Genomic DNA, 16,679 nt, shown 5'->3' with positions numbered 1-16,679 from the left:
ATAAGCAAACGGTTGCCTTTAAATAGCAACCGTTTGCTTGTATTGGATTAATTGTAAGCCTGCACCAATAACGGGCAACAATAGAAATCGGGGGATGAAAGTTATTACTTCAATAACACTTCATAACGCGGGTTAAATTCATCAAACAGCGGTAATGCGGCCGCGCCTAATGCGGCGGTATCCGCACCGGTGGTACCCAATCGTACCCGCAGGCCGTCGAGGTATTTGCTGCGCACCGAACGGTGCAGTGGCGCCAGGCGCTTGATCAACTGCTCTACAATACTTTCCGGCATCAACCCGCCAATAATCACCGCTTCGGCATCGAACATACACTCGATGATGTTGATCGCCTGGCGTAACGCCTGCACCGCCGTATCCAGCCAGGCGTCGATCTGCGACTGCGGTAACGCCAGCAGGTCTTGCGGCATGGCGCGCATTGGATCCAGCCCGCAGCTCTCGTAGGCCGCCTGCAACGAAACATAACGCTCGAGGCAGCCCTGGTTGCCACAGTAGCAGGCCCGCCCGCCCGGTTGCACAATCATGTGGCCGACTTCACCAGCATTGTGCGCATGGCCGGTATAAATTCGGCCATCGGTAAAAATCCCGGCCCCGAGTCCGGTACCGAGATACAAATAAATAAAGGAATTAAGTTGCCTGGCCACGCCGTGCAAACGCTCGCCGATAGCGGCCACGGTGGCATCGTTCTCCAGCGTGACCGGCAGGCCACTTTGCGCGTTGAGCTCAGCCACCACGTCGATATCTTCCCAACCGTTAAGCGTGGTCGGCCCAACGGACGAGATGCCTTCCACGCCAAACGGCCCTGGCATCACTACGCCGATACCCAGCATTTTTCTCCAGCTCAGATCCGGCTGCTGGCGCATTTCTTGCAGTACATCACAAATCAGTTTCAAGGTGGCAGCAGGTTGCGGCTTTTGCACCATAATCAGCCGGTGGAAACGAACGCTGCCTGAGAGATCAACCACGATGATCAGCAGTGACTGGTGATCCAGATGGATGCCGATGGAATACGCGCTATCTGGATTCAGGGTCAACGGCGTGGCCGGTTGACCTCGCCCGCCGGCACGACGCGGCAGGTGCGAGGAGAGAATACCGGCCTGTTCCAGTTCTGTTGCAATGTTTGAAACGGTTTGCGGCGTCAGTGAAGTCAGCCGGGCAATTTCGGCACGGGTCAGTTCACCGTGCAGACGGATAGCCTCTATCACTACGCGCCGGTTGTGTGCACGAGCATGTTCAAGGTTAGTGCCGGAAGTCGTCATAACTGCCTATGCAGAAAGGGAAATCGTCTTTGCAGTATGGTGCCCTCCAATAAAGCAATCAAATTGATTTAAGAATCTTTTTAACACCGGAGAACGCACAATGAAAAGCCATACCCTTGCCGCTACGGCAGTCTGTACCCTTTCTGCCCTGGCGCTCAGCCTGTCATCTGCCTATGCCGCCCCGACGCAAATCAACGCGTTGTTTATGACCCAGGCGGCTTACAGCGAAAATGATATTCGTGCCATGACCGCCGATTTTAGCAAACAGCACCCGGACATCACCGTGAACCTGGAGTTCGTTCCTTACGAAGCGCTGCACGATAAAATCGTCGCCGCACGCGGTGCCGGCAGCAACGGCTACGATGTGGTGCTGTTCGACGCCATCTGGCCGGCGGAATTCACCAAGTTCGGCCTGTTGCAGGACGTGACCTCGCGCATCAGCGCCGACGACAGCGCCAAGATCTTTGCCGGAGCCATGACCACCGTCACCTATAAGGACAAACGCTGGGGCATGCCGTGGATCCTCGATACCAAATACCTGTATTACAACAAAGCCATGCTGGCCAAGGCCGGGATCGCCGCTCCGCCGAAAACCTGGCAGGAACTGGCGCAGCAGGCTGAAATCCTCAAGCAGAAAAACGTGGTCAAATACCCGCTGGTGTGGAGCTGGTCACAGGCCGAGGCACTGGTTTGCGATTACACCACTCTGGTGTCCGCCTATAAGGGCCAGTTTGTTCAACAGGGGAAAATCACCTTCTCCAGCCCCGGTTCGTTGCAGGCCGTCGACTATATGAAAGCGTCGCTGGATAAGGGACTGACCAACCCGAACTCCCGCGAGTATCTGGAAGAGGACGTGCGTAAAGCGTTCTCCAACGGTGACGCGGCCTTCGCCCTTAACTGGACCTACATGTACAACATGGCCAACGATCCCAAGCAAAGCAAAGTGGCCGGTGACGTCGGCATCGTACCGGCTCCGGGTTCGGTGGCAGGTCAGGTCTCCGCAGTTAACGGCTCGATGGGGCTGGGCATCGCCAAGGCCAGCGCCCACCCCGATCAGGCCTGGCAGTACATCAGCTATATGACCTCACAGCCGGTGCAGGACAAATACGCCAAGCTGAGCCTGCCGATCTGGAAGTCGTCTTATGACGATCCGGCCGTGCAAAAAGGTCAGGAACCGTTGATCGCCGCCGCCAAACAGTCGCTGAACGTGATGCTGTCACGCCCTGAAACTGCCGATTACTCTCGTTTGTCTAACGGCTTGCAACAGGACTTGCAGCAAATTCTGCAGGGCAAGGTGACGCCGCAGGCCGGACTGGATGCGGCAACCCAAAGCGCTGCGCGGCTGCGTTAAGCGATGACGATGCTCACTTTACCTCAACGTGAGCGGCGTCAGGCATGGGTGCTACTGGCACCCATGCTGCTGATGATGCTGCTGTTAACCGCCTGGCCGCTGGCTCGCACCCTGTGGCTGAGTTTTACCGACGCGGCGCTGGTAGGTGACGGCGTCACACCTGCCTGGGTGGGTGCGGACAATTTTATCTATGCGCTGACCGACCCGGATTTTCAGGCTGCACTGTGGCGCACGCTGTATTTCACCCTGGTTTCTGTGGCGTTCGAAGGGGTGATCGGCGTACTGGTGGCGCTGCTGCTTAACCAAAAGTTCCACGGCCGTAATGTTCTGCGGGTACTGGTTATTTTGCCCTGGGCGCTCCCGACCATCGTCAACGCCACCATGTGGCGACTGAACTTCAACCCGGATTACGGCAGTATCAACGCGCTGTTAACCCAGCTTGGGGTGATTGACCACTACCGCAGCTGGCTGGGCGACCCCACGTCGGCGCTCAACGCGGTGATGTTGGCAGACATTTGGAAAAACTACCCGTTGATTACCCTGCTGACATTGGCGGCGTTGCAATCCATCCCGGACGATTTGTACGAGGCTGCGCGGCTGGACGGTGCCTCTGCCTGGCGGCGTTTCCGGGCCATCACCCTGCCCGCCATTCTGGCCCCGCTGGCGGTGGCGCTGGTGTTGCGAACCATTGATGCCTTCAAGGTGTTCGACATCATTTACGTGATGACGCGCGGCGGCCCCATGGACAGCACCAAGACCCTCAGCTTCTTCGTGTATCAGGAGTCGTTCAGTTATCTGCGGGCCGGTAGCGGCGCAGCTTACGCGGTGTTGATGACCCTGCTGTGCGGCCTGCTGATCGCGCTGTACATGCTGATGCTGTTCCGCCAGCGCAGAAGGAGCCTCGCCGATGAAGCGTAAAATTCGCCTGGTATTGCGCTACGGTGCCGCGCTGCTGCTGGCTGTGTCGATCCTGGCGCCGATGCTGTGGCTGTTTCTGATGAGCGTCAGTTCCTCGGCCGATCTCACCCGCGTGCCGCTGGAATGGCTGCCGCGCCATTGGGACTTTTCACGCTATGGCAGCCTGCTTTCATTGCAGCCTGGCCAGCCGGGGGCCCTGTTCCTGCATGCGCTGTTCAACAGCCTGCTGGTGGCCTGCGGCGCGACGCTGATTTCGCTGTTGCTGGCGATCCCGGCGGCGTTCAGCTTCTCGCGTTATCCGGGGCGCGACGGTTGGCTGTTCGCCAGCCTGGCGATTTACATGGTGCCGCCGGTGGCCTTTGTGCTGCCGCTGTACTTTATTCTGCAGCAGTTGGCGCTGCTGAACACCCATATCGGTCTGGTACTGGTCTACTGCTCGCTGATCCTGCCGTTCCTCACCTGGATGCTGAAAAACCAGTTCGACGCCCTGCCGATAGACATCGAACAGGCTGCGCGGCTGGACGGGCTGCGTCAGTGGCAGGTGCTGCTGCGCATTACCCTGCCCTTGGCCAAACCGGCGCTGGGCGCTTCTGCGCTGTTTGGCTGGCTATTGGCCTGGGATGAATTTTTCTACGCGCTGCTGTTCACCAGCAATATTCAGGCGCAGACGCTGCCGGTGACCATCGCCGGTTTCACTGCCGGGCGCGCCACCGATGACGGGTTGATCGCCGCCGTCGGCATTCTGGCCGCCATTCCACCTCTTTTTATTGCCATCTGGTTGCAAAAAACGCTGGTTAGCGGCTTAACCAGTGGTGGCAGCAAAGGCTAATTTATTCAGGGAAATTAACATGATGAGCACCAATACCCGGCCCACGCTGTACGTGGTGGGCAATATCAACGTCGATGTGATCATGAGCACCTTGCAGCAGTGGCCGCAAAAAGGCACCGAAGCAATGCTGGATCACAGCGAACTGCGCCCCGGCGGTTCGGCCGGTAACTGCGCACTGGCGCTGGCGGCGCTGGAAACCCCTTACCGGCTGGTGGCCAATCAAGGCAACGACTATTTCAGCCCCTGGCTGGCCCAGCTGTTCCCGGAAAGCTCACTGTACTGGCCGACCTACAGCTGTGAAACCTCGCTGACTTTCGGCGTCACCCACCCCGACAACGAACGCACCTTTTTCAGCAATCAGGGCCACATCACTCGCCTGAGCCAGGACGATGTATTGCATCAAATCCCACTGTTTGCCGGTAATGGCGATACCATTTTGCTGTGCGGCACCTTCCTGTGTACCACCCTGCTGGCGGAATATCCGGTACTGCTGCAAACCCTGCGCCAGCGCGGCTATCGCATTGCGGTTGATACCGGCTGGCCGCCGCAGGGCTGGAGCGATGCGCTGCGCGCACAAATCGCCGACTGGCTGCCGTTCTGCGACATCCTGCTGCTCAATGAAGTGGAAACCTGCGGCATGGCAGGTCATGAGGATTTGTACACCGCCGCCCGTACGCTGAACCGGCAACAGCCGGCCGACGCCGCCTGCGTGGTGAAGTGCGGCCCGGACGGCGCGCGCATGTGGTGCGGTGAACGGCAATTGCAGGCGGCGGCACACCCGATCAAGGTGGTCGATACCATCGGGGCCGGCGACAGCTTTAACGCCGGTTTCCTGACCGCTTGCCTGTATGGCCATTCGGCTGCGGTGGCGCTGCGCTGGGGCATCCGCGCCGCCAGCCACGCCATCAGCAGTTCGCCACGCCAGTATCTGGACTGGAACACGTTAAAAACCTGCGCCGGAGAACTGCTCTGATGGCTAGTGTCGAACTGGTAAAAGTCGCCAAATACTATGGCAAGCAACGGGTGCTGAACCCACTGGATCTGACTATCCCCGACGGCAGTTTTACCGTGCTGGTCGGCCCGTCCGGCTGCGGCAAGTCCACGCTGCTGCGGCTGCTGGCCGGGCTGGATACGCTGACCGAAGGCGCGATCCTGCTGGATAAGCAAAAGATTAACGATCTGGATCCCGCCGATCGCGATATTGCCATGGTATTCCAGAGTTATGCGCTCTACCCGCACCTGACAGTGGCGGAAAACATGGCGTTCCACATGCAGGTGATGAAGGTCGCCAAAAGCGAACAACAGGCCAAGGTGCAGCAGGCAGCGCGCATTTTGGCGATCGACCACCTTTTACAACGCTACCCGAAAGAACTGTCCGGTGGCCAACGCCAGCGAGTGGCGATGGGCCGCGCCATGGTGCGCAACCCGAAAGTGTTTTTATTCGATGAACCGCTGTCCAACCTCGACGCCCAGTTGCGTATGGAGCTGCGCGCCGAGATTAAATCGCTGCATCAGCAGTTCAAAACCACCACGGTGTACGTCACCCACGACCAGATCGAAGCAATGACGCTGGCCGACCAAATCGTGGTGATGAAAGACGGTAATATCGTGCAGCAAGGCAAGCCGCTGGAGATCTACGACGCGCCCGCCAACACCTTTGTGGCGCGCTTTATCGGCTCACCGCCAATGAATTTGTTGGAAGGCATCGTGACGCCACGTGACAATCTGCCCGGCGTGGCCTGCGGCGAATTGTGGTTGCCATTACCCGCCAAATGGCGGCAGGCCGTGCCGGGCAGCCAGGTGATCCTTGGGCTGCGTCCGCACGATTTTCATTTAGTGGACACTAGCCAGCAGCCTGCCGCCACCTTGCGCCTGATGGAGATCACCGGCGATGTCAGCCTGCTGCACCTGACCTGGGGTGGTTATCGGCTGCATGTGCAATTCAGCGGGCGGGTCAATGCCGAAAGCGGCCAACCGCTGTGCCTGCAGCCCAATACTGAAGCGATCCACTTGTTCGATGCCGCTACCGGACAGCGATTGCGGGAAAGTTGAGGCATCTGGTGTACTAACCTCCTTAGCGGGCGCCATTGCTGCGCCCGCTAATTATCACCCACTTAACCTCTTTTTAACCTCTGTGTGATGCGCTATGCTCCAAATCTCTGCCAGCGTTAACATTTTTGAAACGGGGTTTCTCTCATGCCAGCATTTTGTCTGTGCTCCGCCCGGTGCACGCAACCATGAGTTTTTTTTCACGTGCCAGCGCGCTGCCGCTGCTGGTAGCGGGTGCCTTCTTTATGGAAAACCTCGACGGCACGGTGATTGTCACCGCCATGCCGCAGATGGCGGCGGCGTTCGGCGTAAGGCCGGTCGACATGAATATTGGGATCTCGGCTTATATTCTGACGCTGACGGTGTTTATTCCAGCCAGTGGCTGGATTGCCAACCGCTTCGGCGCCCGCAATATCTTTGCTGCTGCAGTGCTGATTTTTACCCTGGCATCGGTGCTGTGCGCCGCCAGCGTTGACCTGCCCACCTTCACCGCCGCCCGTATTCTGCAAGGCTTTGGCGGTGCACTGATGGTGCCGGTGGGTCGCCTGGTGGTGCTACGCAACACGGCCAAACCGGATCTGATCAAGGCCATTGCCACCATCACCTGGCCAGGGTTGGTAGCCCCAATCCTCGGCCCGCCGGTCGGTGGTTTTATTACCACCTACGCCTCATGGCACTGGATCTTTATTCTTAATGTGCCGCTGGGTATCGCCGCCTTGTGGTTGGCCTGGCGGCTGATCCCGCAGGAAGCGCCGCAGAAAGGTGTGCCTTTTGACGCGCTCGGCTTCATGTTGACCGGCATCGCCTGCTTCGGCCTGATGTTCGGTCTGGACTTGATCAACCACCCGCAACTGTCCTGGCTGGTGCCTGCGCTGTGTATTATCGGCAGCCTGGCATTAGGCGCACTGGCGGTTCGCCACGCCAAACGCACTGAGTACCCGCTGATCAATCTGTGGGCAATGCGAATAAAAAGTTACGCCGTCACTATTTGGGGCGGTACGCTGTTCCGCATCGCCATTGGTGCCGTGCCCTTCCTGCTGCCGCTACTGTTCCAGATCGGCTTTGGCCTGAACGCCTTCGACGCAGGGCTGCTGGTGCTGGCGGTATTTGCCGGGAATCTGGTGATGAAGCCGTTTACCTCGGCGGTGCTGTACCGTTTTCGCTTTCGCACCACGCTGGTGGTCAATGGCTTGTTAAACGCCGGCACTATTTTCGCCTGTGCGCTATTGACGCCACAGACCCCGACCTGGCTGATTCTGGCGCTGCTGTTCGTCAGTGGGCTGACGCGCTCCATGCAGTTCACCGCGCTTAATACTCTGGCGTTTTCCGAAGTGCCACAGCCGCAGATGAATGGCGCCAATACGCTGTTCAATGTGTCGCAGCAAATGGGCAGCGGACTGGGTATCGCTATCGGCGCGCTGGCCCTGCGGCTGGCAGAGATGCTGATGCCGCAAACGGCCGAGCGTATCCCTCTGGCTGATTTTCAGTGGGCGTTTGTGGTCATCGGCGTGATTGCCCTGCTGGCCGTGGTTGACTGCTTTACCCTGAGCGCCAACGCCGGCAGCGAGGTACGCCAGAGAACCCCCGCTACCGCCCCAGTGCAGAAATAAGTCGCATCTGCCGTCAATCAACGTAATATCGATGATCCGCCCCGTTTCACCGGTGCGGATTTTTTGCCGTTTTGGCCTGAAAAGCGAGGTAATAATAATGAATCACAGTGACCTTTCTCAGTGCCGCGTTAACACCGACCGGTTGTTGATTGCCCCATTTACCGCAGCAGACGCCGACGATGTCTACCAGGCGATCACCCCTACCTTGACGCGCTATATGAACTTTGAGCCCGAGGAGTCGCCGGAAGCCTTTGCCAACGTTTGGCAAACCTGGCTGCCGCTGATCCGCGAAGGCGAAGAAATGATTTACATCGCTCGCCTGCGCGACACCAAACAGTTTGTCGGCATGGGCGGCGTTCACGACTTGTACAACACCACGCCTGAACTGGGCATCTGGGTGAAAGAGAACCTGCACGGCAAAGGCTATGGGCGCGAAATCGTGCACGCCATGGCGGTGTGGGCAAGCGTTCGTTACCATCCGCGCCACTTTATCTATCCGGTCGCCGAACAGAATACGCCAAGCCGACGTATCGCCGAATCTCTGGGCGGCGTAGTGGCCGGCCGACGCGAAAACACCAAATACGACTGCGTGGTCTATCACATACCGCCACAGCTATAATCGAAGTCTTAGCATTGCCTAATGCCGCTCAGTGAATGCTGAGTGGCATTTTATTATCCAAATTAAACTATCGTGTTGTTTGGCTAACCACAAAACGTAAGCTCATATAACCCATTGTTTTTCTCCGCTAGGATTTTCACACACAAAAGACATTACAGTTTGTGTGGAAAATAAACGCTAAAATATTTTAATATCCTTAGGAGAACAACAATGAGCAACAAAACCCTATCAACCTCCCCTAACCAACTCGGTAGCGGTAATTTACCTTCAGGTTATGATGAGATTAATTTCAGGATGGAAAATGGCAACTGGACAAAGGAAATAAAACTGCCATTAGAACCTACCGATAAAAACAAGGTAAATATTATCTCTAACGCAGCTTATACTGCTTACCTTGATACTACAGAGGTCGACGTACCATTAAAGTCAATACCTATTAAAACCGGAAGCAGCTTCACTCTGGTCTATCAGGCAAACATCAGCAAATGGTCCATTAGTGGACCGGGAATCAGTTATCTTTCACCTAATAGCGTTGGTGATACCATTCCTGAAAAACCAGACAATATCACTTTTTACACACTGGCTGACCACAACTGGGTCCCGGCAGTTACGCTACCCGCCAAGGCTAACGATGGCGCCTATATTGTTGTCCGCTCCCTTGCAGCCTGGAACGCCAAAGTAAATACAACGAACATGTTGTATGCCAGCACGGCCACTATCTTTACCAATGACATTTATACCTTCAAATATCTGGCAGCATTTAATGGTTGGGTGATTGACTCCGCACCGGTCCGAACTCTATTTGCTGATAATATTAACGTTCAAATGCCAAAACCGACTTCGCAGTTCACTGAGGTGAAATTTACAAGTCAGCACTGGATTGAGCTAATAAGACTGCCGGAAAACGCCGGCGATCGCGATAAAGTATCAATAAAATCTTCGTCCATTTTCTATGCAGCCATTGATGCCTCTAACGTCAATATGCCTGGCGCAATGTATTTATACAACGGTGACCAGTATGATTTCATTTATATTGCCGAGAATAAAAAGTGGCAATTAATGAAACATCCAGACTCACGTTTCTACGCTTATGAGCTTCCTAATGGAAGACTTGGACAACTCGGCCGGCCACGCACGCTGATCCATGCTGGCGTCGGTAATCCTCATTCGCAATTGGAATTACCTGGAAACCAACCAGCGGGAAGCCGCGTCGTTATCACCAGTGATGCTGCCAAGGACTTTACCGTATTAGCCGATGGGAAAACCTATCCTGTTTCTAATGGTGAAATCGTGGCGTTTAAGGTGGATGAAAATAAAGCCTGGAGTAAAGAAACCATTACCATCGATCTATTGCTGCTTTACAGCGACAAAGCCGCCGCTCGAATGGGGGAGGACATCATGCGCAACCGGCTGATTGAGGGTTTCAATATGACTAATGAGGCTCTGGAAAACTCCGGTGCCAACTTCCGCTATCGTATGCGTGGTCTGCGTCAGGTTGTCGCAAAAGACCATTGGAAAGAATTGATTGACCCACTTCGTGAGTTACGTAGCGATCCTACCGTTCAGGGCTGGCGAGATAGTCTAAAAGCAGATGGCATTTACTATGAAGGTACTGAAGATGGCTGTGGTTTAGCCTGGGTTCGCTCCAGTGCTTTCAACATGGTTGCCTCCGGCTCAATCAATTGTGGCACCACGGTAATGCGCCATGAACTTGGCCATAATATGGGCTTGAATCATGCCGACTCTGGCGGTTCTTATAATCAGGGTTATTCATTGGTCAGGAGTATTATGGGTGGCAACACCATTCCCTATTACTCCACTCCACATCGCTATACTCAGGATTATGGCATTCCAATGGGGATCGTGGATAAGGTCGATGCTGTACGCGCGATGAATGAGTTTTCTGCGACGGTCGCCGCATACCGTTAAATGTTGACCTAACCGGTGCATCTGCGCCGGTTAATCAAAAGCAGTTCAAAAAACCGCCCGCCTGGCAACAGCGATGGCGGTTTTTCGGCGTGGATGCCGATAACCACTGCCACTTGAAGTAGGATTATGCTAATGCTAGTAGCATCCTGATTAAAAACAGTTGAGGAACAGCAACATGATCATTTTTGTTACGGGCGCCACATCCGGTTTTGGTGAAGCCATTACACGACGCTTTATCCGCGAAGGGCATCAGGTGATTGCCTCCGGTCGTCGTGTCGAACGTCTGGAAGAATTGAAAGACGAGTTGGGTGAAGCTCTGCATATCGTCCGCCTCGACGTGCGTAACCGCGCCGCCATTCAGCAGGTGATTGATGAGCTGCCTGCGGCGCTGCGCCACATCGACATCCTGGTTAATAACGCCGGGCTGGCGCTGGGTATGGAACCCGCGCACAAGGCCAATGCCGATGACTGGGAAACCATGATCGACACCAACACCAAAGGCCTGGTGAACATGACCCGCGCCCTGCTGCCGGACATGGTAGAACGCAACGTTGGCCACGTGATCAATATCGGATCGATCGCTGCCAACTGGCCGTATGCCGGTGGCAACGTTTATGGCGCGACCAAAGCCTTTGTCAAACAGTTCAGCCTCGGCCTGCGAGCTGACCTGCACGGTACCCGCATCCGTGTGACCGATATTGAACCGGGTCTGGTGGGCGGCACCGAATTTTCCAACGTGCGCTTCAAGGGCGACGACGGCAAGGTGGACAAGGTCTACGACGGCGCCAATGCGCTGACGCCAGAAGATATCGCCGAGTCGGTGTTCTGGGTCGCGACCCTGCCGGCCCACGTCAACATTAACTCGCTGGAAATCATGCCGGTCAGCCAATCCTTTGCCGGGCTGAATATCCACCGCGAGTCTTAATCCTGAGCGGCAGGGCTTGCCCCTGCCATCGTTTTTCAGGCCGCACGCCAGCCGGAAACGATAATCAGCATGCCTGCCAGGGCCACACCGGCCCCCAGCCAGTCCAGCGCCGATAATTTCACCCCGTCCACCACCCGCAGCCACAATAACGCCGTCGCCACATAAACCCCACCATAGGCCGCGTAGACCCGCCCACTGGCCGCCGGGTGCAGCGTCAACAACCAGACAAACAGCATCAGACTGACTGCTGCCGGCAACAGTAACCAGGCACTGGCGCTTTTTTTCAGCCACAAATAAGGCAAGAAACAGCCGATGATCTCGGCCAGTGCGGTGGCGAAAAATAACAGGGTGGTCTTTAACATGGGGGAAACTTTCTCTCTGTAAAGTAAACAAGGCCGTGCTTGACTGGTGCAGCTCAGGGGCGCGATGGTATATTTATCAACACGCCTGCGGGCGCGGTAAAGCCAGTGTTGCCGTTTTCAGGCAACACTAACTCATAAGGATGAAACGATGAAAACACTTTCGACTCAACGACTGCTGCGCGGGATGCTGCCGGTCGCCATGCTGATGCTGATGGGGGCCTGGCAGGCTCCGGCGCTGGCCGCCAGCTGCACTCAGGGCAGCACCTGCGTTACCGTCGATGGCAGCAACAGCGGGGCCATGAGCACCGAAGCGGCTCGTCAAAGCAAGGAGCAGTTTAACGATACCAAATCCCTGCGCAACAAGGTTAACACCCGCGTGGAGAAAGAGTTCGACAAGGTAGACAAGGCGATTGATAGCGAAGATCGCTGCGACGACAGCCTGAACGTCAATGCTTACTGGGAGCCGAACACTCGCAAATGTCTGGATCGCCAGACCGGTCGTCAGATTAATCCTTAATCTGGTCGCAGCAAGGCGGTGAGCGTTACCCTACGCCACCGTTGCTGCTATCCTGACAAAGGAAGCCCATTTTCAAATAAGGACGAATGGATGAAAAAAGCGCTTATCTTGGGTGCACTGCTGATGGCCGCGGCACCGCTGGCCGCCCTGGCCTCGTGCGAAAGCGTGAAGGCAGACATTTCGCAGAAAATCGTCAAAAACGGCGTGCCGGAATCTGGTTTCAAACTGGATATCGTGCCGAACGATCAGGCCCAACAGGCCGGTGGACTGGTCGTTGGCCACTGCGAAAACGACACTCAGAAGATTGTTTATACTCGCCTTGGTAACGGCGATGACAACGGTGACGCGGCTCAGACCGGCACCAGCCAGGATACGAAAACCTCGCAATAATTACCGTTTTAGGGCGCTCTGTGCGCCCTTTCCTTTTTATTTATGCCTGCTCCGCCTCTTCCCCCTCACCCTGTGGCCGATGCCGCGCGGGGATCAGCATCGCCGCCGCCAGTGCCAGCAATGAGAGCAACGCCGAAACCAAAAATACCCAGTGCAACGAAGCGGCAACCTGCTGCGTCATGCTCGTCAGTATTTCCGGCGTCATCGCACTACGTGCAGCCGGTTCCATCAATTGCTGTACCGGATCGGTCGTTTGCGGCAAACGAAGCTGCAAGTTGATATTCAGCGTCGCACCTAAAATAGCGGTACCCATCGCCGACCCCATCATACGGGTAAACACCGTGCAGGCGGTGGCAATGCCGCGGATGCTGTGGTGAGCCGCGTTCTGCACCGAAACCAAAAACGTGGTGTTGCACAACCCCATACCCGCACCGACCATAAACGCCGCTACCCGGCCCCACAATAAGCCACCGCTCGGCTGCAGCAACAACAGAATCAGCCCACCGGCCAGTAATAATAATGCCCCCAGTAGCGCCGTAGTGCGATAAGAGGTCATCAGCATCAGCCGACCGCTGAGGGTACTGGCCAACGGCCAACCAATCGACATCAGCGCCAGTGTGGTACCGGCCTCCAGGGGCGTTCCGCCCATCACACCCTGAATAAAGGTCGGCAGAAAGGCACTGATACCCATCATCGCCGCGCCAATCACCAGACCGCCAATATTGCCGGCCACGATCACCCGGCTTTGCCATAACGCTAGCGGAAACAGTGGCTCTGGTGCCCGCCGCTCCTGGCGGATCAGCAACATCAGCGAAACCGCCGCCAACGCCAATAATGGCAGCACCCACCAACCGAGATTCTCTGCCTGCAGCAGTGACAGCAGCAGCGCGGTAACAAACAGCGTCAGCCAGGCGGTCCCAGCCAGATCCAGCGCATGTTTACGCACCTGTTGGCGAGAAGGGAGATAACGCGCCAGGAGAAACATCGCCAGCAGACCGATCGGCAAGTTGACCCAGAATACCAGCGCCCAGGGCAAGTGCTGGACGATAAACGCCCCCAACAATGGGCCAATAATCGCCGACACGCCCCAAACGCTGGAAATGTAGCCCATCACCTTGGGTCGCTCGGTCGGGCTGTAGACATCGCCAATAATGGTGGTGGCTGTCGGCATAATTGCCCCGGCGCCCAGCCCCTGCAACAGCCTAAAACCAATCAGCCAGTACATGTTCGGCGAGAAACCGCACAATACCGAACCCAATAAAAACAGCGACGCGCCAAAGAAAAACACCCGCTTGCGCCCCAGCAGATCCGCCAGCCGACCATAAATGGGAATGGTGATGGCCTGCGCCAACAGATAGACCGCAAACACCCAGCCGAGCAGGGAAAAACCGCCAAGATCGCCGATAATGGTTGGCATCGCCGTGGCGACAATGGTCGCCTCTATGGCCGACATGAACATCGCCAACATGCAGGCGATCAGGATTAGGGGACGATGAGCGATTGGAGCAGGTGTGTCGTTATTTGTCATAGCGTAATTACAAACCGTAGATTCTTGTTTGCCTTAAATTATACCAGCCGGATTAAAGGTTGCCGTTACCGGTGTCTACTTCCCTGTTTTTACTGGCTATAAACGCACCATTTGAACAGAAAGTGACATCGTCACTAAAATGCCATTCGCGGCTCGCCGCAACGAATAAACCGCGATGCTGCCGGCGAATCTGTAAAGATTCACTGGCCTTCGGCCGGGTCGGCAAGCACAATGCTCAGCTGAACCTTTCATTTTTCTCACGATTTTACTGACGCATGAAACGATTGGTCCACCTGCACCATTATCGCGCCCTGCTGCGCCGTCTGTTTATTGCCATCTTTCTTGGTATTGCCGCTGCGTTGGTGGTTTGGCTGTTTCACCGAGCGATGCTCGGGCTGGAATGGTTACTGCTGGACCACGAGGACGGTAGTCTGGTGGCCGCCGCCGCCGCATTGCCCGGCTGGCGCAGAGCGCTAACCCCGGCGTTGGGTGGGCTGGCGGCGGGGCTGTTATTGTGGGTTTATCAACGCTATCAGCACCAGCGGCAGGTTGCCCCCACTGATTATATGGAGGCGATCGAAACCGGTGATGGCCGCCTCGACGTCAGCGCCAGCCTGGTAAAATGCCTGGCCTCACTGCTGGTGGTTTCCAGCGGCAGCGCTATCGGTCGCGAAGGTGCGATGATCCTGCTGGCGGCATTGGTAGGCTCCGTGTTTGCCCAGCGCTTTACCCATGAGAAAGAGTGGAAACTGTGGGTGGCCTGCGGGGCCGCAGCCGGTATGGCCAGCGCTTATCATGCCCCACTGGCCGGCAGCCTGTTTATCGCCGAAATTCTGTTTGGCACCCTGATGCTGGCCTCGCTCGGCCCGGTGGTGATTGCCGCCGTCAGCGCCCTGCTGGTAACCAATTTGCTTAACGGCGGTCAGGCGCCGCTGTATCTGGTGGAGCCGCTGCCCGCGCCCTGGCCGGTGCAATATCTGCTGATGGCGCTGCTCGGCGTATTGGCCGGTGTCTGCGGCCCGTTGTTCCTGTGGGCAATGTCTTCTTCCGGGCGCGCATTCCGTTCGCTGCGACTAAAACCGCCGTTGCAATTGGCGCTGGGTGGGCTAATTGTCGGGCTGCTGTCGCTGCTGTTTCCTGAAGTGTGGGGCAATGGCTACAGCGTGGTGCAGTCGCTGCTCAGTGCGCCGCCCGGCGTATTGCTGGTCGGCGCCATTCTGATCTGCAAGTTGCTGGCGGTGCTCGCCAGCAGTGGCTCTGGGGCGCCTGGCGGTGTGTTCACGCCAACGCTGTTTGTCGGGGCGGCGCTCGGCTCGGTGGTTGGGCAACTCTGCGCTATCTGGCCGGAGCTGGGCAGTGCGGTACCGATTCTGATGGCGTTAACCGGCATGGCTACGCTGTTGGCGGCCACCACCCACGCGCCGATTATGGCTGCGCTGATGGTGTTCGAAATGACCGGTGAATATACCCTGCTACCGGGGATTCTGTTGGCCTGTGTGATCGCCACCACCGTCTCACGCGGTTTACGTTCGGTGTCGGTCTATCACAATGCCTAACGGTTTAGCAATGGCGAGATATCCAGATAACGCGCCAATTCACGCTGCTCGGCGCGTGGCAGATAAGGGATTTCACCCAACAGCGGCGCAGGAATGCGTTGCTGCATCGCATCGATAGTTTCGGCGTAGTGTGCCAGCCCCGGATTGATGCGGTTCGCGACCCAGCCCAACAGCGGCAAGCCATCATTAATGATCGCCTGCGCCGTTAATAAAGCGTGGCTGACACAACCCAGTTTGATCCCCACCACCAGAACCACCGGCAGTTGTTCCTGAATGACCCATTCGGCGTAAGGCCGCATATCGTTCATCAACACGCGCCAGCCGCCACTCCCTTCTACCACCACGGTATCGGCCTTGGTGGACAAATGCTGTAGCCCACTGCTCATCACGCCATAGTTGATATCGTCGGTAGGTTGCGCGTGAAAGACCTCTTCCAGACAGGTGATGGGATTAACTTCCTGATACGACAGCGGCATGGTTGAGGATGCCTGTAAAACCAAAGCGTCTTTATTGCGAAGGCCTTCGCTGGTTTCCTGACAGCGCGCAGCGACAGGTTTGTAGCCGGCCACAGAACGGCCTTGCGCAGCAAGCGCCTGTAATAAAGCGCGGGAAACCACGGTTTTACCGACATCGGTATCCGTACCTGTAACAAATAAACGCGTTAACATGAATTAATTGCCCCGAGATGCACCGTTAACCAAAAAATCGCCAAAAATGTGGCGAAAGCGACGAACGGGAAAAGTCTAGAGGATGCCGGGGGGACGGGGCTTGAGGTAGCTCAACCTTTTGTCGTTAAACGATAAGAATCACTGATTGGTA

At 56.4% G+C, this 16,679-nt stretch carries 16 protein-coding genes; 12 read left to right on the top strand and 4 right to left on the bottom strand.

The annotated features are described in order from the left end of the window. Nucleotides 1–104: 104 nt before the first annotated feature. The gene (locus E5C26_RS11730; RefSeq protein WP_135316455.1) at nucleotides 105–1,277 is read right to left on the bottom strand and encodes an ROK family transcriptional regulator; all 1,173 of its coding nucleotides are present in this window, start codon (nucleotides 1,275–1,277) and stop codon (nucleotides 105–107) included. 100 nt (nucleotides 1,278–1,377) lie between these two features. Between E5C26_RS11730 and E5C26_RS11725 the strand changes: the two genes are divergently transcribed. From E5C26_RS11725 to ydfG, 9 genes are all read left to right on the top strand, one after another. Then, a complete protein-coding gene (locus E5C26_RS11725) occupies nucleotides 1,378–2,628 on the top strand; it encodes an extracellular solute-binding protein (protein ID WP_135316454.1) in 1,251 nt (416 codons plus the stop codon). A 9-nt stretch (nucleotides 2,629–2,637) separates the two neighbouring features. Then, the gene (locus E5C26_RS11720) at nucleotides 2,638–3,546 is read left to right on the top strand and encodes a carbohydrate ABC transporter permease (protein ID WP_135316453.1); all 909 of its coding nucleotides are present in this window, start codon (nucleotides 2,638–2,640) and stop codon (nucleotides 3,544–3,546) included. Next, nucleotides 3,536–4,375 carry a carbohydrate ABC transporter permease gene (locus E5C26_RS11715; RefSeq protein ID WP_135316452.1) on the top strand — a complete coding sequence of 280 codons (840 nt, stop codon included), beginning with the start codon at nucleotides 3,536–3,538 and terminating at the stop codon, nucleotides 4,373–4,375. Before E5C26_RS11720 ends, E5C26_RS11715 begins: the two co-directional genes overlap by 11 nt. Nucleotides 4,376–4,394: 19 nt before the next feature. Continuing rightward, entirely contained in the window at nucleotides 4,395–5,348 is a 954-nt protein-coding gene (locus E5C26_RS11710) for a carbohydrate kinase family protein (RefSeq protein ID WP_135316451.1), read from the top strand. Beyond that, nucleotides 5,348–6,427, top strand: coding sequence for an ABC transporter ATP-binding protein (locus E5C26_RS11705; RefSeq protein WP_135316450.1), 1,080 nt, complete (start codon nucleotides 5,348–5,350; stop codon nucleotides 6,425–6,427). Before E5C26_RS11710 ends, E5C26_RS11705 begins: the two co-directional genes overlap by 1 nt. Before the next feature lie 185 nt (nucleotides 6,428–6,612). Next, on the top strand, nucleotides 6,613–8,034 hold the full coding sequence (locus tag E5C26_RS11700) for an MFS transporter (RefSeq protein ID WP_135316449.1): 1,422 nt from the start codon (nucleotides 6,613–6,615) through the stop codon (nucleotides 8,032–8,034). Between the two features lie 97 nt (nucleotides 8,035–8,131). Beyond that, nucleotides 8,132–8,653 (top strand): GNAT family N-acetyltransferase, encoded by a 522-nt coding sequence (locus tag E5C26_RS11695; RefSeq protein WP_135316448.1) that lies wholly within the window; start codon nucleotides 8,132–8,134, stop codon nucleotides 8,651–8,653. A 210-nt stretch (nucleotides 8,654–8,863) separates the two neighbouring features. Continuing rightward, nucleotides 8,864–10,582, top strand: a complete 1,719-nt coding sequence (locus tag E5C26_RS11690) for a M12 family metallo-peptidase (protein ID WP_135316447.1) — start codon at nucleotides 8,864–8,866, stop codon at nucleotides 10,580–10,582. A gap of 175 nt (nucleotides 10,583–10,757) precedes the next feature. After that, the gene (gene ydfG / locus E5C26_RS11685; RefSeq protein WP_135316446.1) at nucleotides 10,758–11,507 is read left to right on the top strand and encodes a bifunctional NADP-dependent 3-hydroxy acid dehydrogenase/3-hydroxypropionate dehydrogenase YdfG; all 750 of its coding nucleotides are present in this window, start codon (nucleotides 10,758–10,760) and stop codon (nucleotides 11,505–11,507) included. 35 nt (nucleotides 11,508–11,542) lie between these two features. Here the strand turns inward: ydfG and E5C26_RS11680 are convergent, their stop codons facing one another. Then, nucleotides 11,543–11,869, bottom strand: coding sequence for a YnfA family protein (locus E5C26_RS11680; protein WP_135316445.1), 327 nt, complete (start codon nucleotides 11,867–11,869; stop codon nucleotides 11,543–11,545). Between the two features lie 148 nt (nucleotides 11,870–12,017). Here E5C26_RS11680 and E5C26_RS11675 point away from each other — a divergent pair, with 148 nt between their 5' ends. Together E5C26_RS11675 and E5C26_RS11670 are read left to right on the top strand one after the other, a co-directional pair. After that, on the top strand, nucleotides 12,018–12,386 hold the full coding sequence (locus E5C26_RS11675; RefSeq protein WP_135316444.1) for a DUF1283 family protein: 369 nt from the start codon (nucleotides 12,018–12,020) through the stop codon (nucleotides 12,384–12,386). A gap of 90 nt (nucleotides 12,387–12,476) precedes the next feature. After that, nucleotides 12,477–12,776 (top strand): DUF1161 domain-containing protein, encoded by a 300-nt coding sequence (locus E5C26_RS11670; protein WP_017892728.1) that lies wholly within the window; start codon nucleotides 12,477–12,479, stop codon nucleotides 12,774–12,776. A gap of 40 nt (nucleotides 12,777–12,816) precedes the next feature. Here the strand turns inward: E5C26_RS11670 and E5C26_RS11665 are convergent, their stop codons facing one another. Next, nucleotides 12,817–14,304 carry an MDR family MFS transporter gene (locus tag E5C26_RS11665; RefSeq protein WP_135316443.1) on the bottom strand — a complete coding sequence of 496 codons (1,488 nt, stop codon included), beginning with the start codon at nucleotides 14,302–14,304 and terminating at the stop codon, nucleotides 12,817–12,819. 275 nt (nucleotides 14,305–14,579) lie between these two features. On the opposite strand from E5C26_RS11665, the gene clcB reads away from it, so the two are divergent. Next, nucleotides 14,580–15,860, top strand: coding sequence for a voltage-gated ClC-type chloride channel ClcB (clcB, locus tag E5C26_RS11660; protein WP_135316442.1), 1,281 nt, complete (start codon nucleotides 14,580–14,582; stop codon nucleotides 15,858–15,860). Here the strand turns inward: clcB and bioD are convergent. Beyond that, nucleotides 15,857–16,528, bottom strand: a complete 672-nt coding sequence (gene bioD / locus E5C26_RS11655) for a dethiobiotin synthase (RefSeq protein WP_135316441.1) — start codon at nucleotides 16,526–16,528, stop codon at nucleotides 15,857–15,859. The genes clcB and bioD overlap by 4 nt on opposite strands. Nucleotides 16,529–16,679 lie beyond the last annotated feature (151 nt).

This window comes from Serratia proteamaculans (genome assembly GCF_004684015.1).
In the GTDB taxonomy this organism is placed as follows: domain Bacteria; phylum Pseudomonadota; class Gammaproteobacteria; order Enterobacterales; family Enterobacteriaceae; genus Serratia; species Serratia proteamaculans_F.
The sequence above is the reverse complement of the archived record's forward strand: the minus strand, read 5'-3'. Positions and strand labels throughout refer to the sequence as shown.